25 protein-coding genes are annotated in these 21,675 nt (G+C 47.3%); 8 read left to right on the forward strand and 17 right to left on the reverse strand.

Annotated elements, in window-relative coordinates:
• Window positions 1–15: 15 nt before the first annotated feature.
• Genes DWW90_RS12395 through DWW90_RS12430 form a run of 9 tightly spaced genes read right to left on the reverse strand, consistent with a single transcriptional unit; the run spans window position 16 to window position 10,029 of the window.
• Window positions 16–687, reverse strand: a complete 672-nt coding sequence (locus DWW90_RS12395) for a hypothetical protein (RefSeq protein ID WP_122345192.1) — start codon at window positions 685–687, stop codon at window positions 16–18.
• A 27-nt stretch (window positions 688–714) separates the two neighbouring features.
• On the reverse strand, window positions 715–903 hold the full coding sequence (locus DWW90_RS12400) for a hypothetical protein (protein WP_122345193.1): 189 nt from the start codon (window positions 901–903) through the stop codon (window positions 715–717).
• 3 nt (window positions 904–906) lie between these two features.
• A complete protein-coding gene (locus tag DWW90_RS20405) occupies window positions 907–1,548 on the reverse strand; it encodes a glycine-rich domain-containing protein (protein ID WP_147382429.1) in 642 nt (213 codons plus the stop codon).
• Between the two features lie 11 nt (window positions 1,549–1,559).
• Entirely contained in the window at window positions 1,560–2,267 is a 708-nt protein-coding gene (locus tag DWW90_RS12410) for a hypothetical protein (RefSeq protein WP_122345195.1), read from the reverse strand.
• 11 nt (window positions 2,268–2,278) lie between these two features.
• Window positions 2,279–2,698: a DUF1566 domain-containing protein gene (locus tag DWW90_RS20410; RefSeq protein WP_147382430.1), complete on the reverse strand. Its 420-nt coding sequence runs from the start codon at window positions 2,696–2,698 to the stop codon at window positions 2,279–2,281.
• Window positions 2,699–2,715: 17 nt separating this feature from the next.
• A complete protein-coding gene (locus DWW90_RS20820) occupies window positions 2,716–3,858 on the reverse strand; it encodes a hypothetical protein (protein WP_233547739.1) in 1,143 nt (380 codons plus the stop codon).
• Window positions 3,855–5,528, reverse strand: coding sequence for a hypothetical protein (locus tag DWW90_RS12420; RefSeq protein ID WP_122345196.1), 1,674 nt, complete (start codon window positions 5,526–5,528; stop codon window positions 3,855–3,857). Before DWW90_RS12420 ends, DWW90_RS20820 begins: the two co-directional genes overlap by 4 nt.
• Window positions 5,525–6,442, reverse strand: coding sequence for a hypothetical protein (locus tag DWW90_RS12425; RefSeq protein ID WP_122345197.1), 918 nt, complete (start codon window positions 6,440–6,442; stop codon window positions 5,525–5,527). Before DWW90_RS12425 ends, DWW90_RS12420 begins: the two co-directional genes overlap by 4 nt.
• Window positions 6,439–10,029, reverse strand: a complete 3,591-nt coding sequence (locus DWW90_RS12430; RefSeq protein WP_122345198.1) for a hypothetical protein — start codon at window positions 10,027–10,029, stop codon at window positions 6,439–6,441. The genes DWW90_RS12425 and DWW90_RS12430 overlap by 4 nt, the downstream gene beginning before the upstream one ends.
• Window positions 10,030–10,069: 40 nt before the next feature.
• On the opposite strand from DWW90_RS12430, the gene DWW90_RS12435 reads away from it, so the two are divergent.
• Window positions 10,070–10,522 (forward strand): hypothetical protein, encoded by a 453-nt coding sequence (locus DWW90_RS12435; RefSeq protein WP_122345199.1) that lies wholly within the window; start codon window positions 10,070–10,072, stop codon window positions 10,520–10,522.
• Between the two features lie 189 nt (window positions 10,523–10,711).
• Here the strand turns inward: DWW90_RS12435 and DWW90_RS12440 are convergent, their stop codons facing one another.
• The 7 genes from DWW90_RS12440 to DWW90_RS12475 form a co-directional block, all read right to left on the reverse strand.
• Window positions 10,712–11,200 (reverse strand): hypothetical protein, encoded by a 489-nt coding sequence (locus tag DWW90_RS12440; RefSeq protein WP_122345200.1) that lies wholly within the window; start codon window positions 11,198–11,200, stop codon window positions 10,712–10,714.
• A 6-nt stretch (window positions 11,201–11,206) separates the two neighbouring features.
• On the reverse strand, window positions 11,207–11,713 hold the full coding sequence (locus DWW90_RS12445) for a hypothetical protein (protein WP_122345201.1): 507 nt from the start codon (window positions 11,711–11,713) through the stop codon (window positions 11,207–11,209).
• A 264-nt stretch (window positions 11,714–11,977) separates the two neighbouring features.
• A complete protein-coding gene (locus tag DWW90_RS12455) occupies window positions 11,978–12,388 on the reverse strand; it encodes a hypothetical protein (protein ID WP_122345203.1) in 411 nt (136 codons plus the stop codon).
• 13 nt (window positions 12,389–12,401) lie between these two features.
• Window positions 12,402–12,827 carry a lysozyme gene (locus tag DWW90_RS12460; RefSeq protein ID WP_122345204.1) on the reverse strand — a complete coding sequence of 142 codons (426 nt, stop codon included), beginning with the start codon at window positions 12,825–12,827 and terminating at the stop codon, window positions 12,402–12,404.
• Window positions 12,824–13,759, reverse strand: a complete 936-nt coding sequence (locus DWW90_RS12465) for a hypothetical protein (protein WP_122345205.1) — start codon at window positions 13,757–13,759, stop codon at window positions 12,824–12,826. The genes DWW90_RS12460 and DWW90_RS12465 overlap by 4 nt, the downstream gene beginning before the upstream one ends.
• A gap of 5 nt (window positions 13,760–13,764) precedes the next feature.
• Window positions 13,765–14,118 (reverse strand): hypothetical protein, encoded by a 354-nt coding sequence (locus DWW90_RS12470; RefSeq protein ID WP_122345206.1) that lies wholly within the window; start codon window positions 14,116–14,118, stop codon window positions 13,765–13,767.
• Window positions 14,119–14,131: 13 nt separating this feature from the next.
• On the reverse strand, window positions 14,132–15,223 hold the full coding sequence (locus tag DWW90_RS12475) for a head maturation protease, ClpP-related (RefSeq protein ID WP_122345207.1): 1,092 nt from the start codon (window positions 15,221–15,223) through the stop codon (window positions 14,132–14,134).
• A 171-nt stretch (window positions 15,224–15,394) separates the two neighbouring features.
• Here DWW90_RS12475 and DWW90_RS12480 point away from each other — a divergent pair, with 171 nt between their 5' ends.
• The 7 genes from DWW90_RS12480 to DWW90_RS12510 all read left to right on the forward strand — a co-directional run bounded on the left by DWW90_RS12480 (window position 15,395) and on the right by DWW90_RS12510 (window position 21,368).
• On the forward strand, window positions 15,395–15,853 hold the full coding sequence (locus DWW90_RS12480) for a helix-turn-helix domain-containing protein (protein ID WP_122345208.1): 459 nt from the start codon (window positions 15,395–15,397) through the stop codon (window positions 15,851–15,853).
• Complete coding sequence (locus DWW90_RS12485) at window positions 15,850–17,421, forward strand: hypothetical protein (RefSeq protein WP_122345209.1); 1,572 nt, start codon at window positions 15,850–15,852, stop codon at window positions 17,419–17,421. Before DWW90_RS12480 ends, DWW90_RS12485 begins: the two co-directional genes overlap by 4 nt.
• Window positions 17,422–17,423: 2 nt before the next feature.
• The gene (locus DWW90_RS12490; RefSeq protein WP_122345210.1) at window positions 17,424–17,849 is read left to right on the forward strand and encodes a phage protein Gp36 family protein; all 426 of its coding nucleotides are present in this window, start codon (window positions 17,424–17,426) and stop codon (window positions 17,847–17,849) included.
• 48 nt (window positions 17,850–17,897) lie between these two features.
• Window positions 17,898–19,061 carry a DUF935 family protein gene (locus DWW90_RS12495; RefSeq protein ID WP_122345211.1) on the forward strand — a complete coding sequence of 388 codons (1,164 nt, stop codon included), beginning with the start codon at window positions 17,898–17,900 and terminating at the stop codon, window positions 19,059–19,061.
• Window positions 19,062–19,132: 71 nt separating this feature from the next.
• A complete protein-coding gene (locus tag DWW90_RS12500) occupies window positions 19,133–20,311 on the forward strand; it encodes a phage minor head protein (RefSeq protein WP_147382431.1) in 1,179 nt (392 codons plus the stop codon).
• Window positions 20,312–20,439: 128 nt separating this feature from the next.
• Entirely contained in the window at window positions 20,440–20,940 is a 501-nt protein-coding gene (locus DWW90_RS12505; RefSeq protein ID WP_122345213.1) for a hypothetical protein, read from the forward strand.
• Window positions 20,941–20,942: 2 nt separating this feature from the next.
• The gene (locus DWW90_RS12510; protein WP_122345214.1) at window positions 20,943–21,368 is read left to right on the forward strand and encodes a hypothetical protein; all 426 of its coding nucleotides are present in this window, start codon (window positions 20,943–20,945) and stop codon (window positions 21,366–21,368) included.
• Here DWW90_RS12510 and DWW90_RS12515 read toward each other — a convergent pair.
• Window positions 21,365–21,565 carry a hypothetical protein gene (locus DWW90_RS12515; protein ID WP_147382096.1) on the reverse strand — a complete coding sequence of 67 codons (201 nt, stop codon included), beginning with the start codon at window positions 21,563–21,565 and terminating at the stop codon, window positions 21,365–21,367. The two genes, DWW90_RS12510 and DWW90_RS12515, sit on opposite strands and share 4 nt — an antisense overlap.
• Window positions 21,566–21,675: the final 110 nt, after the last annotated feature.

Raw genomic sequence — 21,675 nt, forward strand, 5'->3', positions numbered from 1 at the left:
TTTGTCAGTTGTGAACTATATTTTTAAACCTTTTCCATCGTTGTACAAAGTCGTAATTTCATTATCAGTCAATAGCCTATCCCAAATACCGAAGTAGCCCATATCTCCGCTAAAATAAATAGCCGGAATCCAATCTGTCATTCGCGGTCTAAATCCTAATATCTTATAAGTAGATGTCGTATTTAACCGCCCATTTTGACCTGCAGTCAAATAAAACATGCCAATATAACGACCATTTTTATATAATTTGGCATTCGTTACTAAACCTCCTAAGAATTGGTATGTCCACATATTCAAACCAGTTGTATCAACATTTACGGCTACATCTCCAACACAATGGCGTAAGTCGAATTGTGATTGGGACTTAAATAAATATGAGAAGTTTCCATATGCGGCTTCACTACCGAAATATCCAAACGGATTACCATAAGTCGAATCAAAGCTATTCGACTTTATCCAAATATTAACAGTTCTTATATCGTTGCCTTGAACCATTATCTGAGATGGAAATTCTATTTTTGCATTAACACCATTAAACTTGGCAACTTTAACTCCATTTGTTTCGCTATAGGACAATGATATAGGATTTCCATTCACACCACCTATACTATCTATTGCATCACCTTCGAAATTATAATAGTGTAACAGATTTTCCTTTAGTAGATTTATATCATTATCTTTTATCATTATTATCCGCTTCGGCATATGACCTCCTTATCGTATATCGGGGATGATTACTGTTGTTATACTGTCGTTCCGCTCTACTATCGCGCCTTCTTCGATTTTCGAGGTCGGCAGGTAGTGAGGAACACTTATTGACTGCGCCGCCATGATGAGCGCGCAGGAGACGACTGCCAACATGGTCAGCTGGTCGGATTTGATTGATTTGATTGTTGTTGTCATACTCTATTCATATTTTTTATATCGTAAAATAATAATTCCAGAACCACCATTTCCGCCATACCACCCAGAACCACTTCCGCCCTCACCTGTATTATCAGCTCCATGTCGATATTGGGTATTTTCATTATTACCCCAATTCCCTGTAGGATTCGTAATATTACGTCCAGTACTTCCTCCTGTAGAATATAATTTATTATTAAATGGGCATCGAGTAGATGTACCCTGGCCATCACCCCCCGGATAAGAATCACCATCATTTCCAGAATTACCATCGCTTCCGCCCGTAGCGTGCGTATAACCTGCACCACCACTTCCACCACTTCCACCATTGCTTCTACTCGAGTCTTGTGGACTGAATCCGCCACTTACTTGGATGTTGCCAAATGACGATATTCCACCGTTTTGAGCTTTGCCATTCATTCCACCATATTTACCGCCTGCACCTATTGTGTATTGTATACTATCTCCTGGATCTACCTTTACTTTTTCTGTAATAGTGTATCCCCCTCCACCTGCTCCATAAGCTCCACCAGCTCCGCCGCCTACGAGAAAAACCTCAACACACTTACATCCTGCCGGAACAGACCATGTGCCGGATGCCGTCAGTTCTTCAATTATCTCAATTAAAGGTCTATCTTTATCCATCAAACTTCGTTTCATACCCCCAAATCCAAATTAAGTTCAAAAGTCAAGAAATGCGGATAGTTCGCTTTTACGTCGATTTGAGCCAATTGTTCCAATGACGTAGCGGCATTAGCAGCAGAATTGTTTGCTTTAAACAAATCGTATGTTTCAGTAGCATAAATCTCTAACCTGGGGATTCTATCGATAGCCCATTGGATAGGTATTTCCACTTCTTGGGCAGGTTCGTCCACCGTCCAGAACTTTCTTGTCTTATCGCCTCGTTCCTGGAATGCTGGCAGTGTTGTATTCAACATTGTAGTACGAAGGCTTCTATCCATCCACAGGGTATAATTGACAAGTTCATATGTGAGCTTTTTCCCTTTATCGTTTACTTGGATCTCGCCATTTTCATCTCGCAGGTATCGCACGACTGAAACGTAAAACTTTTCCGAAAACTTGTCTTGCGCCTCGATCTCTTGCAACTTCGCTTGCCGGGCAATCGCCAGTTCATCGGGTTCGGGATCAGGTACAACCGGTTGTTCCGGTTCCGGCGTTAGCTCCATGTTCCACACTTCCATCTGACTTGCATTCGGGTGTTCAGTATGGAATGCCGCTTGTTCGTCACTAAGCGGCAGGTATGCCCCTTGTTCGTATTCTTCGATGGTTGTTCCTACCCTATAAGAGGCTGGGAGTATATCTGTAAGCTCCCAAAATCCTGTGTTTTTGTGTATGTATATCATATCATTAATTTTTAATCAACATCATGTATTAACCTAACGCAATTTGAGCTACCAGGAGCCCAATAGCCTCCATTCTCAAAATTATAGGCATAATATCCGCTACCATATCCCATATTCCCGTAAGTAGACGTCCAGTACCAATCTTTTTGTAATACCGTTCCCACACTACTAAGTGCTTTACTAATAATTGGTTCGTTACTATGAATAACTTCACATTCGTCTTTCGTAGGCATTCTCCATCCTGTTATCCCCTGTATCGAATAAGAAGATTGTAAAGAAGTAGCAGAACTATAACTCACATATGAGCTTGCTTGGTCTGATAATGAGATATATTGTGATTCATTGATCATTACGCCTACCACTACACCATTTTTTCTGTAATAGTCCCCAGCTTGTAGCTTGTTACCTCCTAATACTATCCGCCGTTTCATTTCTTTCCCGTTTTGAATTAATTCCCCTTAGCGATTACCACATAAGTACCATGTATGTACCTTACAGAGATAGATGCGATCTTACCTGCTGCGATCGTTATACTCGTATCGTCACACTGCCAACCCGAAGCGTTCGGGAGCGGCTGTGTGATGTCTGACGCTGAACTATTTTTGATGTCAATCATACATTCCCATCCCTCGTTAGGAGTAGTGGAAAAAGATAACGCACTGGCAGATGATAGCGTAACTTTTATCGAATAATTATTGATCGAAAGGCCGGTGAGTGTAGTAGCATTCGTAACATTTTCAGGAACAACAGCCGCATTCAGATTTCTCTTATCTGTATAACTCATTAATCCGTTATCGAAAATAGTGGCAACCGAATAAGTTGTATTAGTGTCCTGTCCAGGAATGCCCAACGCTGTTATGTCTTCTTTAGTTACAGCAGTGACGGCAGATATATGTCCGGTCGCGTCAACCGTTACTTTATACAGGCCACTATTTTTCGCTGTATAGGACGGATGTGTGTATTTATTAGCTCCATCCGCAATACCGTCAATTTTGCCCTTATCCTCTTTTGACATCAATCCATCAGCAGAGGTTGTTACCTTACTATAAGTAGTGTTCGTGTCCTGGGCAGGAATGCCTAATGCCGTGATGTCGGCTTTAGTTACTGCTACTACATCTGTTACGTGCCCCTGATTGTTAACAGTGATCTTGTATATGCCGGATGCGTGTGCAGTAAATGCCGGGTGTGTGTAATTTTGCGGTTTAAGATTAGGCGTTGTGACCTCTCCGGACGCAGACGTAAACTTCAACACATATTCAGTTGCCGTGTTAGTCACTACCGTAACATTTGCACCGATACCATTCGAACCATCCGTACCACGCAGATTCGGCGTGTCAAACGATCCTGCCGCCGTGGTGATTGTCAGGATATAGGTAGTCGCGTTGTTTGTCTTAACCGCTACTGCGATGTCCTGCATGACAACCGGGAGTTCCGCAAACGTATGTACACCATCGGCCAGCTTCATATTGAACTTGCCGGATTCCAGGCGTTCGAACAACCAGACCGATGCCGGATATTTCGTCGTATTCGTAGCCCATTCAGCCGTTGTAAGCTCAATTTGCTGATAGATAAATGCTCCTTTATTACTCATTGTATATAGCCCTCCTTGATTATTATTACTGAATCATTATAATAGTTTGCCCCTTGCAGGTAAATATTGCCGGGAAGCGCAGTCCCGCTGCCGGCTTCCTGCCATGATGCAACACCGCCAGCAAGATCATAGAGCTTGTAAAAGACATACTCACCGTCTTCCAGTACGCGGACCTCGTCGCCTATCCGGAAATTAACCGTCGTACCGGCAGCATTGACATAAGACAGCGTATCCGCGCCGGGAGCAGACGCCAGCGTCGGAATCTCCGGCTTGTTCTTTATATAATTCGGATCAGACGGATCGGCCACGTTCCAGTCAGACTGGAATCCCTTGACTATGTTTTCCGCGTTCTCTGCCGCTGTATTGGCGCGGTCAGTGGCGGTATTGGCATTACCTGTTGCCGTAACCGCGTTATCTTTTGCGGTGTCAGCCGCTGTAGCCGCAGCACTGGCTAAGCCAGCCTTTTCAGTTGCAAGATCGGCAGCGGAAGTAGCTTTCCCTGTTGCATCATCCGCATTCTTCTTTGCGGCATTAGCGGCACTTGCCGCATCGTTAGCTGCTTTTGTAGCATTCTCTGCATTGGTAATGGCCGTACTGGTTTTACCAGCAGCAGTATCGGCATTTCCTGCAGCTGCATCGGCTAACCCTGCCTTTTCATTTGCAAGTATAGCAGCGGTATTGGCTTTGCCGGTTGCTTCCTCTGCATTAAGTATCGCCTGTACAGTCCCCTGCTCTCGCTGCTCTTCTTGCGTTTGACGGGTAGTCTCGTTTTCTTGCCTGGCTACTTCTGCCGTCTTCCGGAGTTGTTCTTCAATAATCCGTTCACCTTCCTTCTTTTGTCGTTCCGCTTCGGCGGCAGCGCGGGCCTTTTCTGCGATGTCACGTTTACCCTCTTCCGCTATGCGCACCTGCTCCGCGTTATCCCGGTCTACTTCTTCAGCAGCACGAAGAGTCTCGGCTTCATCGCGTAACTTTTCAGCGTTATCACGATTTATTTCTGATTGATTACGCAAAGTCTCTGCGGCAACACGCTTTTTCTCTTCTTCGATACGTTTTCCTTCCTCGGTGGAACGCAATTGTTCTGTTTGATTTCGAATATCTTCTGCGGCAGCGCGCTTGGTCTCTTCTTCAACACGAGACTTTTCAGTATTCTGACGGATGACTTCAGCAGCTTGCCGATCTGTTTCCTTTGCATTACGAGTACTTTCAGCAGTGTCACGAAGCTCTTCGGCCGCTTCTCGAAGAGCTTCAGCCTCTTTGCGTTTCAGTTCATCGTTCTGACGGCCCTGTTCGGCTGCCTGCCACTGCGTATAACTGGTTTCGCGGATTTCTTCATTCCCGGAAACAGTCGCTTCAAGCTGGCGCATATTGGTTAGTTCTGTACTCACTTCTGCGGACATTTGAACCATTTTTTCATCGGCACGCTTCGCTGCTTCAGCCGCAGGTTTCTGTATTTCAGCTATTGTTAGCAAGTTTTTCCATGTACCACCTTCTTGCCGAAACTGGAGGGCAACATCGGTTACTTGCATTTCGATATTCTTCCCATCCAGTCCTCGAAGTAACTCAATTGATGCCCGGACGCCTTTGTTTTTGGCATCAACACCTAAAATGAATAGCCCATTGAGAACTTTCGTTTCGTCCAGTTGTATTATTTTGATTCTCTTTTTCATATTGCTTTCATATCTATTTCTGTATCTTCATCCAATACTAAAATTTGACCTAATTCATTCGCTAAAACATATTCTGTTTCCCCAATCCGGAACACTGTAAACACCAGTGTCAAGTTAAATTCGACAACGATCCTGTCAGCCAGGGACAGAACTTTGAAACCGGAACTTTTCTTGTAATAGCAGGGATATTCTTCGCTGGTATAATCCCAGTAAAACCGTCGTTCATCTGGTTGAACCAGGTCATTGAAGAAAGCCGTATAGCATTCCCAGAACTTCGCCAAGTCAACGGCGCTTAAACAGCATTTAAGCGTTGTTTCTTTGCTGTTGAAGACGACGTGATCCGCGTCGTAAAGCTGGCCGTCCGAGGTTGCGAAAGAACGGGTGAGGTTCTGTTTGACGGTCGGAGACTTTAAGAGGTCATCCCAACCGCCGACTATCTCTATGCCATATTCCGAAACCGGTACATCATCTATCTCATACTCCGAAACCGGAAGAGTAAGGCCGCTGCCGGAAACTGCGGTATAATCATCCGATCGGCCAGGGAAATCGTCTGCGAACTTCAGGCTGAAGGTTACAGCGCGGTTATAATCCTTGTTGACAGTCTGGGTAAGCAAGCGCAGCCGCCAGTCTTTTGCCAGCTCCGTGATCCGGAGCGTGTGATATCCCGGCTGACTGACCATATAGATGAAATCAGATGCATCTATACGATCACAAGCAAATGATATCGTCACCTCTTTAGCCTCCAAAACAGGTGCCGCGAGGTCCACTTCTACGCCATCCTCTTCCGGCCAATCATTCGCGTCAGGCTCTTTAAGGGCCGGGAAGCAAAGCAGGTCGTTATACCCTCCGCTGGTGATTACGACACCGTAGCGGGCGTAAATGTCAATGTCGTCTATGTAAAAGGCTCCTATCATCGTGTACGCATTAAAATTCCGTTATTGACCATTGAGGTTATACCGTTCCTCATCTCTTTTATATCTCGATCAATGCCATCCAGACGGCGGCAATAGCGGGTATTCTCTTCGATCTGTATCCACTTCTCAGCCGCTTGGTACAGGATTGTACTTATGTTGGTAGTATTCTTGTCTATATTGGATGTGATATAAGTAAGCGCATTGACACTACCCAAAAATTCATTAAAGCTGTCCTGACTCACCGATTGGATACCTTTTGCAACGGCAGAGCGTGTAGCGTCTTCTGCCAAGCTCACGCCGGTGATCTTCTCCATTGCTTCCGCTTCCTTCGCGGCGCTTTCGATGATCTTGTCGTACTGCTTGCGTAGCTCTTCGATCTTATCGGTTGTCAGGCCATTTTCAGAGGCTTCTGCAAACTTCTCATACCATTCTTCTAAGGGAGCTTCCAAGTATTGCATTTGGATCGCTTGCATCATGGCGTTACGCATTAACCCCTTGAAGTCATCGGCAAAGTCTGCCGCAGAACGTTTACCGTCCAGGAACCCTTGCGCGATGCTGTCTGATATGGCGGAGACAGTCGTTCCGGTCCAGCTTTCTTTCATCTCTTCGTTAAGCTGGTCCATCATTTCGACCACGTTCGCACCTTCCTCCTTCAGGGCTTTCAGGCGTTCAAAAAGGGTTTTGGCGGCGCCATCCAGTTTGTCCTGGGTGTACAGGCTTTCAATCTCTTCGTACGACTTGCCGGCAAGCGAAGAGTATTCGTTCCAAGTTTTAGCTTTTCTAAACCAAGTGCCATGCTTGTACCCCGTCCCGGAAATATAATCTTCGCCCATCAGCTTGCCCCAGACTTCCTGGTATTCGCGGTTGATAGCCGATTGTTGCAAAGCCAGTTCCTTCTTTAACCGTTCCTGATACTCCAGAGTCGTTTCGCCGATCTGCTGCTGTATGCGGAGGCGTTCGCGCAGGATGGCATTGTATTCCATTTCTTTGCTATAAGTATCGACAAGGCTTTGCAAGTATTCCTGTCGTATCTTTTTGTTCTCCTGAAGACGTTTGCCTATGCTTGAAATAAAGCCGGCAACCCCGGAAACAATACCCGATATCCCCTGTATGATATTCCCGCTCGATATCTGTGCGATCCCGGTTGCGATCCCGGCAGCCGCCTGGGCGACATCAGCAGCAGTCTGTACCACATCGCCCAGCTGACTATCGAAGGTGGCGGCCATATTGGCGCAATCCTGTAGCGAGGAGGCTACCGCTTGCAAATCTTGTGGCAGACGGCTATTGCTCTCATTTTCTGCCGACCGGATACCCTGCTCGATGTTGTCCAGAAGCGCCTTCATCTCCGGAGAGAGTGTACCCGCAATCTTTTTCCATTCTGCAACAAACTTCTTAGCTTCGGCAATGGCCTTTTTCAAAGTCTCACGGGATATCCGTTCCATATCGCCGAATAAAACCTGCGTAAAGCCGGAATTTTCAGTGAGCATAGTAGCGAGTTCTACCTGATAGGTGTTCGTCCGTGCCTCCATTGCCTCACTATATCGCTTCTTATCGTATTCGGTGGTGGCTGCCTGGTAGGCTTTATTCAGGCGACTCATATCTGTCTGGTAGCTCTTCTTCAGGCTGGTCATCTTCACGGTAAAAGTCTGGTAGTTTTTCAACAGGTCGTCCAGATTCTTCTGCTGTTCCTCCTTCACATCCTTGATAGCAAGATCAATGATGATGCGCTTTTGTGGGCCTTCCTTGCTGGTGTCCTGATCCATCAGGCGGCGGAGCTTCTCCAAGTATTCGGCGTAACCGTCGATATCCTGTTTATAGAGCTTCTTTTTCTCTTCGATTGAGTTTTTAAAGGCAGACGCATCGAATTTCGGGGCTGCCTCCTGGCGTGTCTTTTGGAGGTAACCCAGCATGATATCGTCGTCTTTTGTCCGGCTCGTTTTGCTTTGTAGTTCATTAATTTTGTTCGACAGGTAAGCGATAAAATCACTGCCTTTAGCCTTCAGGTCCTTAAAGGCTTCGTCTGCCGCTTCCTTCCCCATGTTACGCTCATAGGCATACAGGATTGCGTATTGCTCTTTATAGAGCTTTACTTCCTCTTCGAGCTTTTGCAGGGCTGTCTTTTTATTAGCTCTGGCCGTTTCGTTCGCCTGCTGTTTGATGATATTGCTCAGGTTGGTAGATACCTCGCGGGACTTGCTGTAATACTCCTTTGTAACGGTCAGGGCTTCGGTAAAGTATGAGCGGAATTTGGCTTTCTGTTCGTCGTCCCAACCTTTATCCAATCCTGCAGTTATATCATGGATGGCATCAATCAAATCATGTTGCTGACCAAGAGTCAGTTCTCCTCCTTTTGCTAACGTATCAAAATACTGATTTGCGAGCTTCATCTGTTTGGGAAACTCTTCTGAAATCTTGATAAAAGTATGGCTTTCTTTTTCTTGAAAATTATAATAGTTTTCAGCTAAAGGTGTAAGTTTTAGGTTTGCATTTTCTTTTTCAAGTTTTAATATCTCTTGACCTATTTTTTTCCGTTCATCAAATGTTTTATTTACATCCATTAATTGAGTACGATATTGCTCAATTGCGGCTGCATTAGCCAAAATAAGTCCGTTATTACGCTCCTGCAATTTATTGATTTCAACCTGCTTAATTGCAGCCTCTTCGTTCAGTTTGGCATAAGTAGTTTGGTTAAGTTGTAAGCTACGAAAAGCAAGTGCACTTTTATTAGCAGCATCTATATCTCCTGTGATCAGATTATAAAAACCTAACACTGATTCGGTCAGCATTTTTTTACGTGTAGAATAGAGGCTTTTGAAATATTCCATTTTAGCATTCAGCTTAACTGTAGCTGATTCGCTGCCTTCAATAGCGATCTTTAACCCATAAAACAAAGCTGTCAAACCTCCGATAAACAATCCAATACCAGAAGACATAAATGCTTTACCAGCAGAGAACAGTTGCCGTAATTGAGAAACACTGCTACCTATTGGTCCTGGTATTTGTTCTAATGCGTCTGTCAGGTTTGCTGATGAATTTTTTGTTTCTTTTAGGCTACTATTTACATTTTTCAATTCCCGATCCAACTCCCGGATACGATTCAATAGCCGTCCGCCAATCTTTTCGTTTTCACGTTCTTCTTTGTTCAACCGGCTATATTCTTCCCTAAGTAAGTTAAGAGTAGTCTTTTTTTCTACTAAAGAACCTTTCACGGCTCTATTCAACTGTATTTCACGTTCAAGGATACGGTTTGCATCAGAGGCACGTTGTTTTAATTCTGCCTGTTGTACGGCCAGACGCGATTGTGCCTGTGCGTATTCATCACTCGAAATTGCACCTTTCTTGAATTTCTCATAAAGAGCTTCCTGGGCAGCCTCGTTTTGCTGAAGTTTTTGGATAAACCTTTGTAAAATAGTCGCGTTAAATTTGGCACTGTTACTTAATCCGTTAAAAGCGTCGTTACTATTACCTAACAAACGTTTAAAGGACGTATAGCTTTCATCGCCTACGCCTTTAATGGCAAGTTGAACCCTTGCCAGTTCTTTTTCGATATCGCCTTTTACAATAAATTCAAGTTTGATAGGTTCCATGTGAAATTGTTATTACTTTTGTGATTTAAGACTTTGTTGTATGAAAAAGATATTGCCTTTAATAGTAGTTGTTGTATTACTAATGTCTTGTAATCGAATCGAACCGATACAGTCATTAAGCCAGCTTGAGCCTGCATTGCGTAAACATGTCGGGAATCCAAGTAAAATTGATACTGCATACAAAGGAGACATTCTTCCATTTAGTGGTATTCGTTACGAATATGATTCCGTTCCGGAAGTTAAATTTGAAGACCTTGTTGAATTTCTATCCAAAGCATACAATACAAAACCCGTTATTACTAAAGACTTTCCACGACGTCGAGCTGAATTCATCCCCCTGAAAGATCATTCTGGGGCTTATAGGATTCAAGTTAATGATTATTGGGATGGGGATGTAAAAGAACGCCAATTAGGCTTTGCTATCATTGACGTTAACAATGAACTTATCCCCCCTTCTTCCCAAACACCGCAAACATCTGTTCCTTCGAAGTGATCCGGATCGGTTTGTCCTCTTTTTTACTTATATACCTGGGGGCATCCGATAGCATCATGATGAGCGTGGCATACGGTATCTTGCGAATGTATTCCAGGCTCCAACCTGTATCTTTTGCGATCTGGTAAATAAGTCCGAAAGGGCTATGAGAGCTTTCGAAATGCCCTTTAACTCCCTTTTCATCCTGGCTCAGGTCGGTATCTTCGGTTTCGTTATCCTCATCCCCGACATCGACCTGATATAGTTGGAAAAATCGTGTGCCCCCGAAAGGCTGGATACCATTGTCCAAAGCTCCATCATCTGCCGGGTGTCCAGATGCCGGCGGAGGAAGCGCGCCAGCAAGCGGTTCCGGATGCCTAATGGCGTACAATACGACAGGATGCCGTAGGCTACGATCCGGCTGGCCGGTACCATACATTCGTTTATCATCAAGTGAGCTTCGTCCAATGTCTCCGGTTCCAGCGTTGTAGCGTATTGCTTCATCCTAAGGTATAAGCCGGATATCTTCCAAAGCGTTTCACTGTCCGGGCGGCGTACTGTCAGCGTGACCACCTTTTTCCCCAGCTTCCGAAGCAGCCAGGGCGCAGGGATAGGTACCTGCACCCCGTGATCCAATAAGGTTTCAACGGTTTTAATCTCCGTTTCCACGGCCTGTTGTTCTGTCAACTGCTTTTCCATACTCCGTTATCCTTCGGGATTCACTACTTCTTTGACACCGATTGTCATAGGGGCTTCATCTGCTTTTGCAGGCAGTTCTATGATCGCGCTGATCTCGATCAGGGAGATGTCAGTCGTTTTGCTGGCAAACTTGCGCACGCCATAGCAGGTTGCCGCCGGGATTTGGATCGGGATGTCGAACTCTGTCATCAGTTCCAGGCTGCGAGTTGTCTGATAGTTTCCGCGCGGGGCTTTCCACTGCCCGCTTACAATCTCACCGCCCATCCATTCTTTTAGGTTCTCGTTGTCCATCGGGACAGCAAACTTGAAAGTAGTGCCAGCAGCACTGTAGATCGTCAGGAACGGATAGCGCGCACCTTGCAGGAAGTGCTTCACGACTTCGCCGTCTTCATCCTGAAATTCGATTGATTCCTTGTAAGGCAACAACTGCTTGGCCAAGGCATCCGACATACCGCCATCGGCGGCAGGTTCGCCATGTTTTACCAGCTTTACGCCTAAAATATATTTTGCCATTTTCGTATAAATTGAAAGATTAATATTGTTAGAATACCTGTTAAAACCCCGGTTAAGTAGCATTTAAGCGTAAATTCAGGGGGCTTTACCTGTTCTTGTAGTTCGGCATTTTCCTTCATCAGCCGATCTATTGTTTCTTCGTACGTATAGACCAGATACTGCAAACTGTCACAGGAGGCGGAAGCCTGAATATTCCCGTTGTTGTATGACAGTTTCAAGTTTGCCTGTCCGGATTTCTTTTCGTATGCCGCATTGGGCGGCAGTTTACGGAGGCTGTCCATCGGAATCGACATCTCCGCAAGCGATGTCGGGATTGTCGCGAGGGTAACGCTGACCTTTTTGTTCCATGCGAGACTGTCTCTGAGGCTTACGGAAGTATTTTTGCTTGTAGTCCTGCACGAGAATACGAGCGGGACAAGTAGGCCAATGAGGGCAACCAAGCAAATTCTGTATAACCACTTCCAGCCGTTTAAGCGCCTCTCTAAGATTTCTGATTTCGTCATTTTGTTTGAGTAATGCATCGTTATTACTTTCGGCAATAGACTGCCAGGTATCACGTGTATCGGCAACCAGGCGCGCCCGGTTCTTACGCCAGATCGTACCCAACAGTGCCAGGTTTACGATACTGACCCCGGTAGGGAAAGCCCATTGCAATATGTCCAGCAGTCCGTCCATGAGTTAAATCCAATTAAGAGAAATACAAATCCGCTTCCGCCCTGCGACGGCGGATCAGGCCGGCCAGGACCGTACCTTTCGATTTATTCCATTTCATAAATTCGCCCCGGATATTCGTGTTGAGCGGATTAGCTTTGACACACTTCAGAAGAGTGGATTTCAGCAAGTTTCCGGAACCGCAATTGAACGTAAAAGATACCAGGGCATCGAACTGATTCTGATTCACATGCGGGCACTCCCGGTTTACCACCTCCTCAAACTTTTTCAAGTCTTCGGTAAGCAGGTATTCCGCCCGCTGTTCATCGATCACATCTCCCCGGCGAACGCCGGCGGTATGGCCATAGCCGATTGTCCACACACCCGTCGGGCAACGATAAGCCTCCAGACGGAGACTTTCGTAGCTCTTTATAAGGGCGATTCCTATGCGGCTGGTCCTCATGCCTTATCCTCCAGCAAAGCGATTACACCTTTTTGGTCGTCACGAATGATGTCGGCACCGAAGCGGGTAAACGATTCGATGATGGTACCGCCCAGGTAACCCGGAGCACTCTCGTTTACCACCGTACGCACCATACCTTCAGCGCGGCAAACCATTTTGTCATTCCAGAACAGACCGCCGGTCAGGAGGGTGTCTTTTACTTCGGAATCACCTTGCAACGGTGTCCCGTCAGATTTGTACAGAATGCCGGAATGTCCTTCATCTGTAGTGCGGACGAAGATTTCAATACCCAGGATGACCCCCATGATTCCACTTTCCAGTTTTGTGCTGTTGCCGGTTTTGTAGAAATCTACAAATTCAGGTATTTTCAGCACGTCGCTGTACTGGTCAGGAGTCAGCATGCCGAACCATTTGCCCCCCAGGCCGCTGACGTTCATTCGCATCATCAGATTGTGCAGCGTCAGGAAATCGTCTTTAACCAATGCCTTGCGGTTTGATGTAAGACCCTGGATATTACTTTTACGTGCATCTCCTGTTGTTTTTAGGATGTTCGTGCTCTTGGTCGGTGACCAATGATAGGCTGCGTATGCGGCAATCTTGTTGTTCATCTCACCGGCCTGCTGTTCTTGTTTGGTCTGGCGTTTGCTGTAATTGGTCAGCAGCTCGCTTTGGGAATCGATCAACAACGGCTGACAGTAGATCAGCGTCGTGTTATACGTTTTCTTCGTGTCGGTCGATACTTCGATTTCCAGCGGCAAGGATTTGGGCTTGCCCTCTTTTGCTTTGCCGATCGGGGTTTGCACCGGTTTTTCTACTGTTTCAGTAGTATCAGCCACACCGGTTTCGGAAACAGACTTCTTATAAAAGCTGTTATCCGGAAAAATTTGTTTCTGAAGCTCTTTGGAATAGAGCGTTGTTCTAATTTCTGCCATATCTGTTAGTCAATTTGGATTGATTTGCCTGTCTGGACAAAGCCGCTGCCATCATAGACATACTCTGTGACGAACGTCTTTCCGGCTACACCAGTGATAGATTCCCCCTTTACACCCGTTCCCGGATTCAGCTTTTCTGTAGCTGTAGAGGTTGTTTTTACGATTACCCGCGCGCCCGGTGCCAGATCGGGATCAGCGGTAAGGTCCAGGGTACGGTTGTCCGTAGCCACGACGGATGATCCGTCTACAATTGTCAAGTTGTTGACGATATCAAAAACCTGAGCGCCGACGGCTGTCATAAGCAAAATAGTTGCTGCGCCAAACGGCCATTTTACAATAGGATTCTGCAATTCTTCCATGCCTTTTTACGTGTTATAAGCTGTTTTCGTAATCATCCAGCAACTTCTGAAACTGTGCCGGGTTTGTTTTCTCCAGTTCATCCAGGTACTTCGGATTGTTCTTTGAGTACCAAAGCCAATCGCGTGCGTCGGCCCCGCGTGCCGGGACTCCCTTCGCTTTGAGTTCTTCCAGGGCGGCGCTAAGACGGCCGGTTGCCTGAATTGTCGGGGTTACGGCCTTGCCGTCCCCTGCCTTGCCTTCTTCACCTTCCGGATCATCTTTCACATCGGTCACCATTTCGGCAAACAGGTCGAAGTCGGCAGATGCCAGCTTCTTCATACGATCTTTGTTTTTGTCCGTAACAGTCCCATTCTTCACCCCTAAGGCGAGGTAATGATCCACCAGGCGGTTGTGCTGCTCTTCCAGTTTTACCCGGTTTGCTTCGATAGCATCCAGCACCTGCTGTTCGGTCGCCGTTGCCGGCAAGCCTAACTTTGCTGCAATTTTTGTCAAATCCATTTCGTTGTTATTTACAGGTTTATATTCATTCGCGATACGGGTTAAGAGTTCCGTAGTCGTGAGGTTCTTCAATTCCGCCCGCTGGCTGGAAACGATTTCGTCAACCAATCCTTCCGCTTTTGCTTCGTCGGCCGTAAACCAGGTTTCGGCGCTCATCAGCGATCCGATCTTTTCCTTTTTGCAGCCCCGGCGACTCAGGATCGTTTGCAGTGTATCGGTCAGGCTGGCGAGAGCTTTACGCATCTTGTCGTTCATCTCGGCGTCACTGTCGGACGGGTACGGGTTATGGATCATCAGTTTGGCATAATCCTGCATACTGACTTTATCGGCGGCAATGGCGATCACCGCGGCCATGCTGGCGGCTATACCGTCAATATGCACATGGATAAACGCCGCCATCGTGCGCATGGCAGATACGATACTAAGGCCGGATATCACGTCGCCGCCGGGGCTGTTGATATGCAGGTGTATTTTATCTACCCGGTCGTCCAGTGCGGCCAACTCCTGGGCGAACAGGTCGGCATCGATCTGCCTGCCTATTTCGCCGTAGAGCCGCATTGTGGCTTCTTTCGTGTCTTTGTTAACGATGTCTACATACTTGTTCATAGATTAAAAAATTCGTGTTCGTTCGTAATTGATTACAGGGGCAAAGGAAAAGGGATAAGGAAGCGGTTCAAAACGAAATTCCAAGGATGACAATTTTTATTCTCATCCTTGGAACTTTATTTTTCGCAAGTACTGTCGGACAGGAACTTTGCTGAAAAAAAGTACGCGAATATGAACGACAAAGAAGCTGCTTACATCCTGTTTAAAGAAGGCGTCTCCCAGCAGGAGATCGCCCGCATCCTGCAACGCTCCGAACAGACAATCACACGCTGGAAGAAGGACGGCGAATGGGACCAGAAGGCAACCGAGGACCTGATGGCCATGCAAACCATACACGAAGATACCCGCGACCTGGTACGCTATCAGTTGGCAACCCTGCGCAAACTGAAGGAACGATACATTAAAGAAGAAAAAGAGGGCGGAGAACCGCATCTGATCAGCAAGGGGGACATCGACGGAGCGCGCGACCTGTTCAACATGATCAAAGTCAAAGAGGCCGATTGGACAACCCTTGTACGGATTGTACGCCTGATCAATAAGTTCCTGAAAGACAACTACCCGACGCTGGCGCGGGATGTGGCCCCGGCGTTAAATGATTTTCTGAATGAACAGAGGGGAGGCGTACAATGAACCTGACGAAGACACTGACGCATAAGGAACAACGCGAATATGACGAATGGCTGAAAGAAATGCAGGAAACGGTGCGCCTCAAACCGATCGAGCAAGAAACCGAACAGCATCGGACAAAACGCATTGCTTCCCTGAAAAAAGACTTTACGAAGTTCTGCCGTTATTATTTTGAGGATTTCGAGCTGTCCCCCTTTGGCTGGTTCCATCTGAAAGCGGTGGACTATATTATCAAGAACAAAGACCTGATGTTGGTGTGTGAATGGCCGCGCGAACATGCCAAATCGGTTGTAATGGACATATTCGTTCCTCTGTTCCTCAAAGCCCGCGGAGAACTTACCGGGGTTGTGCTGGCTTCTGCCAATGAAGACAAGGCGGATGGCTTACTGGCAGACCTTCAGGAACAACTTATGTTTAACCAGCGATATATCGCCGATTACGGCATACAATACAAATCGGGGAAATGGGATACCGGGCATTTCGTGACGGCTGACGGGATCGGTTTCTGGGCGTTTGGCCGCGGGCAGTCGCCGCGCGGTATCCGCGAAGCTAACTTGCGTCCGAACTTTGGCGTGATTGATGATATCGACGATGCGGAAATCTGCAAGAATGAGAAGCGTGTAGATGAAGCTGTAGACTGGTGCATGGGCGACCTCTACGGCGGCATGCCAACTAAAGCCAGCCGCCTGATCGTATGCGGAAACCGTATCCATAAGCGGGGTATCCTTGCCAAGATAGTCGGTGACGTGGAAGAGGGCGATCCGGTAAAAGAAACGATCACCCACCTGAAAGTGTATGCCCTGGAGAACCCGCGCACCCATCAAATGGATTTGAGCGAGAAAGGCGTCCCCGCCTGGAAGGAAAACTATACCCGTGAGGAGATTTTCAAGAAAATGGATCGTATGGGGCGGCGTATCGCTCTGCGCGAACTCTTCCACCAACACATTGTTATCGGGCGGGTATTCCGTGAAGAGCACTTGCCATGGGCGGACCTGCCGCCGATCCAGAACTGCGAAAAGCTGATAACCTATTGCGATCCGTCGTATAAGGAGACGAAGAAAAACGACTTTAAAGCAATTGCCCTGATCGGCAAGAACGGTAAATACTTCGACATCTATAAAGTCTTCTGCCGCCAGTGCACTACCCCCGAAATGGTACGTGGGCATTACGACCTGGCGGAAGAGGTACCGGAGAACAAAACCTGCCCGCACTGGATGGAGGCCAACTTTATCCAGGATATCCACCTGAAGAAATACGACGAAGAAGCGGAGCTGCGCGGTTACAGCATCGCCATCCGGGGCGACAAGCGCAAGAAGCCGGAAAAGACAGAGCGCATCGAGGACCTTTCCGCCTATGCCGAACGCGGGCTGATCCGCTTCAACCGGGCAGAGAAGCATAGCCCGGACATGCAGGAATTGCGTAACCAATTCTTAGGTTTCCCGGATGCCGAGCACGACGACGGCCCGGATGCCGTAGAGGGTGGCGTTTATAAACTCAATAAACCGTCTATCGGCAAGAAAACAACCGCCCGCAGCGGCAAGTACAAACATAATTCAGCAAGGAGGGGATAACAATGATGAATTTCTTACAACAAAGCGACTACCGGACATTTATCAATCCGGAACTACTTAGCATGCTCCTGGCCGGGGATGTGGATAAACTCGAAGAGTCCGAAGGCTATGCATACGGCTTTATCATGTCCAATCTCGCGGCACGCTACAACATGCAGACCGAATTTTCCCGGTCCGGGGCAGCCCGCAACCAGACGCTTGTACGCTGGATGCTGTCGCTATCTGTCTATTTCCTGCACAATACGGTAGCCGATACGGATATCCCGGAACGTGTTGCCAAGAACTACGACGATGTGCGCCGTGAGATCGAGGCGGTTGCCAGCGGAAAAGCGGCAACCGATCTACTTCCGCTCCAGAAGGACGGGAAAGTAAAAACGCGGTTCCGGTGGGGTTCCAGCCCGAAGCGCAGTCATAACCCATTTGAATGAGACTGTTTAAACACTGTTTAAACGTCCGAAATTTAAACTTTAAGTAGTATGAAGACATCAACGTATATAAGAAACTTTTTTAACGCCGTGAAGGGCGCAAAACAAACCGGGCGCAAATCGAGGCTTTTAGCGAAGCAGCCTATCGACCGGGTAAAGATGGAAATCAGCAATCTGACCAAGGCGGTAGAAAACGCTCTCGATCCTGTGAACTCCGACCGGATCGACCTGCTGACCATGTATGAAAACTCATGGAAAGACAGTCAGGTGATAGCCGAGCGCGAAAAGGCGGAATCCTACCTGATCACCGAACCATTTGAAGTGTTGGAAGGCGAGACGATGAACAAAGAGAAAACCCGCCTTTTCGAACGCCCCTGGTTCACGCACTTTATCACCATTGCCATGTACACGGACTTTTGGGAGTACACCATTGCTGAGTTCCAAGAACAGGACGAAAAGGGGGAGTTCACCGATGTGAAAGTCTTCCCGCGTAAACACGTGCGTCCTTTCGAAAAGCAGATTGTCCTGAATCCTTCCGACCGGGAAGGAATTTCGTATGACGGCAAGGAATTTGATTTCTTCCTGTTGCCGCTGGGTGATCCTGACAATCCCGGCAAGTTAGAGAGCATCACGCGCGAAGTGATCTGGAAAACCTTTGCCCGGTCGGATTGGTCGGAATATAACGAACGGTTCGGCAAGCCGCTTTTAGACTTTGCTATCGATACCTCCAACGAAGAAGAGGTAAAAGAGAAAGAAGAGATGGCGAGCAATTTCGGTTCAAACGGCTGGATCATCCGCGATGTGGAAGAAGAGGTAAACATCGTACAAACGGCCAGCCGCGCCGGTGCGGAGAACTTCAAGGATATGGCGCTGTTCTGTGACGATCAGATCGCAAAATTGATGAACGGCCAGACCGGTACCAGTGACGAAAAGTCGTTTGTTGGGGCTGCCGAAGTACACGAACGTGTCCTGGACAAATTCACTGAAGGCCGCCTCAAACGCATCCAGGACATTGTCAATTACAAACTGTTCCCGTTCCTGCAATACCACGGTTACCCAATCACAGACAAAACATCCTTCAGTTTCCCGGTACTCAAACGTAAGGCGGAAGGTAATTCCGACATACCCCAGCAACCGAATAAACCGGAAGGGCAAGAAGAAACCGACGAAAAAAAAAACGACAACCGGCTGCCCGGCTGGCTTATGACTATGTAGGCAGCCTGATCCCGTTGCTCTCGCTTGCCGGATACCGGGATATAGACTTTAGCGAAAGCGTTGTCGACTTTATGCTGAAACGTCTGTTCAAAAAGAAACAGCCGGATGCGATATCGCCGGAGGTCTGGGAACATGAATACACCCAGATGGCGGAAGCTCTCACTGATGGTTACGGTAAGACCGGCGTTGAATGGGGCGGTACCGACTGGGCTTTCTTTCAAAATCTCCGGTATAACACTGCCGTATTCGATGCCTTCAAGTGCAACCGGGAGATAAAAGATGCCTGGAAGCTACTGATATGGGAAGACGGGACAGCCAAAACCTGGAAAGAGTTCCGGCGCGATGCCTTGCGTGTCTGCGAGATGTATAACCAACGCTGGCTACAAACAGAGTTTAACCAGGCGCATGCCGCCGCCAAAGCGGCGCGTCGGTGGCAGGACTGCGAACGAAACGCAGACCTGTACCCGAATCTCCGCTACATCGCTATCCAGGACGAACGTACCCGCGAATCGCACGCGGCACTGCACGATTGCGTGATCCCGATCGATCATCCGTTCTGGAATAAGTATTATCCGCCCAACGGTTGGAACTGCCGTTGCAGCGTGCAGCCGACCGATGATCCGGTCCGGATGCCGCCAGGTGTGCCGATTGTACCGGAGATGTTCCAGACGAACGTCGGTAAGACAGCACAGATATTCGATCTTTCCCATCCTTATTATAAAGGTATGACGGAAAAAGAAATAGACCGTCTGTATGCCTTTGTACGGCAAAATATCAGCCCGGCGGAAGAGATACGAAAATCATGGGATGAATATGTAGCTTTAGGTATGGAATGGCAAAAAGATTATTTCAACGGTACGAATGGTGGGTTCCTGGCAACGCATCAGGATCGCCGTAAAGCAGCGGAAGCAAGTAAGAACGAACGGCTTAAATATGAAAAGGAAGAAGTTATGTGTCGTACTTTTGCCCGTGCCGGTTACCGGGTGGAACATCAGGCAGAACAACCCGGTGTCTCTTCTCCGGATATCCTAATCGATGGATTGAAGGCTGATCTTAAACGTGTATCGAGCCATAACAATGTCGTGAAATATGCCCGCAAAGCCGTAGAAAAGCAGGGAGCCGAATGTGTATTATTCCAGATAGACAGTATGACCGAACAGATGCGTAACGAATTGAATGCGCTTAAACGAAGGAATATCAAGGTACTTTATTTTGTTACCGGAGAAGAAAAGCTGATTCATACCCTCTAAAAATACATCGCCCCGACATTGAGGCCGGGGCGGACTGGTACGAGCCGCCCGAAGCGTAACACGTCCCTGTCTTCAGGAGTACTGAAGCATGCAACAAAGATACAAGTATAAATATTAAAATCAAATAGATGAACGAAAATATTACTGGCCCTACCGAGGCTTTTATCAGCGCCTTTCAGAAGTTCCTGCAAGACGATGCCCTTAGGATCGTGGAGACTGAAGCCCTGAACCATTTCCAGAACAGTTTCGTCAATCAAGGTTTTACTGACAAAAGCCTGGTAAAATGGCCTAAAAGGAAGATTCCCCGGCGGAACGGCAAGCCGATTACCGGTAAGACGCTCGAAAAGTGGAAAGCTAAGAACGAAGGCCGCGCCCTCCTGATCTCGCATGCGAGCGACACGAAAGGGACACACATGGCTAACAGTCTTGTCGGCGAAAGGGAACCCGGAAAGGTTACGATCATTGTAGACAAGCCCTACGCACAGGTACACAATGAAGGATTGCAGGCAGGACGCCCTCCGGGCTTTACGATGCCACAACGCCAGTTCGTTGGGCCATCCGAACAACTGGAGCAAAAAATACAGGCTAAGTTTGAAAAGGAAATAGATAAACTAATTAAAAAAATCTGATTATGCTTTACGAAACATTTGATTCCGTCCGGGGGCTGTTGAAAGCGATCCCACAGTTAAAAACAATACAATGGTATAACGCGCAGTACGATGGTGTCATCTACGTGTCGCCGGTAGCCTTCGTCGAGTTCCCGGAGCGCATCCCGCTGGATCAGGTTGCCGGCTCTGTCAGTCGCGCCGACTTCGCCCTGCGCATACACATCGTTAGCGCCTGCACAGCCGCACAGGACGGCTCCATCAGTGACAACGTCATACAAGACCACGAAGCGATCGCCAGCCAGGTCCAGGATATCCTTCAGGGCAAACAAATCCGGATGGTGGGAAGCACGTCGACCAGCCTTGTTCCTTCCGGCTGGCAGCACTATCATAAATATAAAGGATGGATGGTGACCTTTGTCGATTTCAAAGGGATGGCGATACTGGATTAAAACAGGGACAACTGGCGTTTATCCTCTTCTTTCCGTTTCCGGCCGAACTTCAATTCATGTTTGGCCGGGTAGGAAAGCCAGCGGTTGAAGGTGGAATAAGAGATTACGAACATGTCCTTAATGATGTGCTCATATACATACAGCTGTGTGACACCATGCTTTTTATGTTCCAGCACGATGTCCTGTACCCTTACCATCTTGATCAATGTATTTCTGTTTGTATACGGCATAACCAAAACGAACTAACCTTAACGACGAACTAATCACAAAATAAAGGTCATAACCAATACCACACAAACATTTTGTT

The organism is Parabacteroides sp. AF17-28 (assembly GCF_003479205.1).
Classification (GTDB): domain Bacteria; phylum Bacteroidota; class Bacteroidia; order Bacteroidales; family Tannerellaceae; genus Parabacteroides; species Parabacteroides acidifaciens.